General features: G+C 61.2%; 3 protein-coding genes. 1 reads left to right on the top strand and 2 read right to left on the bottom strand.

Going from position 1 to position 3,980, the window contains the following annotated elements:
* Window positions 1-932 (top strand): replication initiator protein A (locus V7082_RS21405; protein WP_334151704.1); only part of this gene is annotated, 932 nt, incomplete at its 5' end.
* Between the two features lie 31 nt (window positions 933-963).
* On the opposite strand, the gene V7082_RS21400 is transcribed toward V7082_RS21405, so the two are convergent.
* Window positions 964-3,249, bottom strand: a complete 2,286-nt coding sequence (locus V7082_RS21400) for an AAA family ATPase (RefSeq protein ID WP_334151703.1) — start codon at window positions 3,247-3,249, stop codon at window positions 964-966.
* Complete coding sequence (locus tag V7082_RS21395; RefSeq protein WP_334151702.1) at window positions 3,224-3,829, bottom strand: recombinase family protein; 606 nt, start codon at window positions 3,827-3,829, stop codon at window positions 3,224-3,226. The genes V7082_RS21400 and V7082_RS21395 overlap by 26 nt, the downstream gene beginning before the upstream one ends.
* Window positions 3,830-3,980: the final 151 nt, after the last annotated feature.

The following is a 3,980-nucleotide window of genomic DNA, read 5'->3' as shown; positions in this document are numbered from 1 at the left end:
TGGAGCACCCGTTCTACTCGCTGTCGAAGAAGCCGGAGACGAGCATCCGCCGCTATGAGCACAACGGTCAGTGGCTACAGGTGACGCCAAGCGTCAAAGGGCTCGCGACGATCTATGACAAGGATATCTTGATCTACTGCATCTCGCAGATCATGGCGAAGCTGAAGAACGGCGAACCGGTCTCGAAGCGGGTCCGGATCAACACGCGCGATTTGCTGATCTTTGCCAATCGGGGGACGGCAGGGAAGGACTACACCGCGCTTCAGGAAGCCTTGGAGCGCATACGTGGCACGACGATTTCGACGAATATCCGCACAGGCGACGAAGAGCAGACCGATACCTTCGGCTTGATCGATTCATCCTCGATCCGCCGGAAGCACGGTCTCGACGGCCGCTTGCTGTCCTGCGAGATCACGCTGTCGGATTGGGTGTTCAACGCGATCCGGCACAACGAGGTGCTGACCCTGCACCGGGACTACTTTCGGCTCCGCAAGCCCATCGAGCGACGTATCTACGAGCTGGCGCGCAAGCATTGCGGTCAGCAAGCCTCCTGGAAGGTCTCGCTAGAAGTCCTGCTGAAGAAGTCCGGCTCGAAGTCGTCTGACAAGGAGTTCCGGCGTGCGGTGCGCTCCCTGGCGCACAGCGATCACCTGCCGGACTATCACGTCACCTTCGATGGCCAGAACGACATGGTGCTCTTCCAGAACCGGGGGACGATGAAGGCGGCGCTGCCTGAGGCGGAAGCCTGGGCGGGGCACCTCGATGCGGACATTTACGGCGATGCGCGCAATGTCGCGCCGGGTTGGGATGTGCACTACCTCGAACAGGAATGGCGGAGCTGGCTCGGCGACAACGAGATCGTGCCGAAAAACCCTGAGCGGCACTTCGTGAAGTTCTGCCAGAGTTGGTTTGAAAAACGCGGCCGCCCCTGACTGTGCAGACGTGCACTTGTGCACAATCCCGCTACGCCTGAAGTGCGTTCACAATCCGCAACGTCCTCCGCGTGAAGCCAGTTAGTTCCGTAGGGTCAACCTGGTCTGGCGTGGCGTCGGTCAGGTTTTCTCCGTGATGATACTGGCTCGTATAGCCGTTTATCTGGTCCAGCTCGTCATAGAGAGCCTGCGCGGGGTGGGTATCACCGCCCTCGCGTATCTTCCGCACCATGTCGCCCAACCAGTCATCGGCAAGGAAGCTGCCGGGATAGGTCGTGCGGCAATGCGTTTCCAGGACGACACGCATCTTGCGGATGATGTCGAGCAAGCCGCCCGCACCGGTCGTCAAATAGGTTTGCAGGTCGTCAATGTCAGTGGCTGTCCGGCCGCGACAGGCTTGGTCCAAGTCCACCGGCATGATCTTGGAGCCTTGGGCACGGTGATCGGCAATAGTTAGCGCGACACGCTCGGCCGCAGGCGATTTATCCCAAACTTGCTTGAGAAAAGTGGCATCGTGCGACAGCACGATGACCTGGGCGCACTTACCGGCAACCTTCATAATTTCATGGACGGTTTGCCGACGGCGGAAAGCGTCCTGACTATTAAAGGGATCGTCGAACACGACCAACTTTCCGGCCGCCGCCGGATCACGCTCCAAGTGCGCGAGGAAGAACGCAAGGGCGAGGGTGGTGCGGTCGCCGGCGCTAAGGGTGTTTTTGAAGCTCGGCCGATCTCCAGGCGTCTTGCTGTCGCCAAGGTCAACGGCCGTGTCGTTGATAACGAGCTGGTAGCTCGATGTGGCAACACCCCCAGGATAGGCGTGTTTGGTCTCGGTGATAGTAAAGCCGGCGTTGAAAGCAACCAGATAGTCATTGATGCGGCGCTCGTAGGGCTTCACCACAGTCTTTGTGTGCGCGTCGAGCTGCTTCCGGACCGCCTCCTTTCGCGCCTCGATGGCGTCCTTTTCGCCGGAGAGCTTCGTATAGGTGGCGCAAAGGTCGGACACGTCTGCGCGGTGACGAGTCTGGATCGCCGTTAGGCGGGCCAGCTCGGCCTCGGCTACCTTAAGGTCACCAGCATCGGCGGCCGCCTTCTTTTCGGCTATGCCTACATTCGCTGCGCGGATCGCGGTATTCGCCCCCGCGACGGCAGTGACTGCGCTGTCATAGACGGCGCGCACGACCTTGAAACCTTCATCCGGCATGATCGGTTCAAGCGGCGCGGCCGCCTTGCGGTCAAGAAGTCCGATCGCTGCGACGGCCAGCGCGCGGATCGCCTCAACGACCTCGGCCGGCAATGTGAGGGCAGGGGCCTCAATCGCGCAGTATTTCTGCCAAAACTCGACGCCGCCCTTGTTCTGCTCCGCGACGGTGCCAAGCCGGGCCAAGGCGGCATCGCCCATGTCCCGCATGACAACCGCTTTCATGGCGGCGATCTCTCCGGCCAGCGCCTTGTAGCGCTCGCTAAACACAGCCCGGAACGCAGCGATCAGCGGAAGCTCCCGAATGTCTTGCCCGCAAAAAGGACATGTATCGTCAGCATGGCCAAGGCCATCCGCGATCCAGTTGCCGCCGCTGGCCGTCATGCCATGCGCGGCCAGGTGCTCCGACAATTTTTGCTCCGCGTCCTGTGCAACGTCGTCGATGGTGCGGGCCAACAGGTCGGCGAAATCCTCTGGAAGCGCCGGAATGGCAAACTCCGACAGGGCAGGGCGGGCGCGCAGCGCCCCGGCCTGCCGCAGCGCGTCCACGTTGCGCGCCTGCGCCTCGATTTGCGCGGCAATGTCGGCTGTCTCCGGGAGAGCAATGAAGGCGTCCAGCTTCATGCCAACCGGTACATGCGGCTGAACCGCCTTGCTGGCCGTGCTGATCTCGCCAGTCTTGGCGCGGCTTTCAGCGGCCAAATCTGCATCCTGCGCTGCGAGCTTTACGCCGGCATCGCCCACAATGACACGATAAAGGTTGCGCTTGTGCTCGATGTCCACGACTTCGCCGGAATGCACGTTCTCCGCGACGAACACGCCGTCGAAGATGGCGATTTCCGGCTTGGTCGCACTCCATGCCGTGCCGTCGAAGCGGGCTTGCCCGCCGTCCAGCAGCACCTCGATCGCCGGCGCGTCGGTCGCGCCAAGGGTCTTGCGCCCGAGAACATGGGCCGGATCGCCAGTTTGCAGGGAGCGCAGGACGGCGCAGAGCGTCGTTTTGCCGTAGCCGTTCGCGCCGGCAATGAAGGTGTGCTTGGCGAGCTGCGGATTGCCAGGCGCGGCTGAATTTCGGAACCGACCAACGTTCTTAATCGCAATGATCTTCTTGAGCATTACTCTCCCCCTGCTCCTCGATACCGCCCCGCCCGCCCGGCAAATGCCGGTAAAGCGTCGCCGGCGAAACCTTCAACCTGCTGGCAACCTCGTCCACGGTGATTGCCGGATCGCGCAACATGGCCTTCGCCGCCGCCAAGTCTGAAGGCGAGAGGGCAGGGGGCCTGCCCCCCTTGCGGCCGCGTTCACGCGCCGCTTTCAGCCCGGCGCGGGTACGTTCACGGATTACCGATCGTTCAAATTCTGCCAGTGCGCCGAAAATGTGGAAGATCAGCTTACCGCCGGCCGTTGTCGTGTCGATTGCCTCGGTCAGCGATCGGAATCCGATCCCGTGGGATTCCAGGTGCGCCACGGTCTCGATCAGTTGCGGCAGAGAACGTGCCAGACGGTCAAGCTTCCAAACCACGAGGCTATCGCCCTGACGCATGAAGGAGAGCGCGGCTGCCAGCTCTGGCCGGTCTCGCTGCGCTCCGGATGCCTTCTCTGTGAATACACGCTCGCATCCCGCTGCATTCAGCGCATCCAGCTGAAAAGTGGGGTTCTGGTCCTGCGTGGAGACGCGAGCATAGCCGACGAGCATAAAATCCTCTTGAAACTCATCTCACTATGACGGATTTGAGAGTTTGGTTTCAAGAGATAGTTTTGAGGGGCTTCGCAGTTCTCGGGCGGTATTCATTGTGTCGTTTTCAGAAGACGGCTGCACTGAACGTCAGAAGCCGACTGCACTATAG

This window comes from Hyphomicrobium sp. (genome assembly GCF_036833075.1).
In the GTDB taxonomy this organism is placed as follows: Bacteria; Pseudomonadota; Alphaproteobacteria; order Rhizobiales; family Hyphomicrobiaceae; genus Hyphomicrobium_C.
Note: the sequence above shows the minus strand (reverse complement) of the source record. Positions and strands in the feature narration are given on the sequence as shown.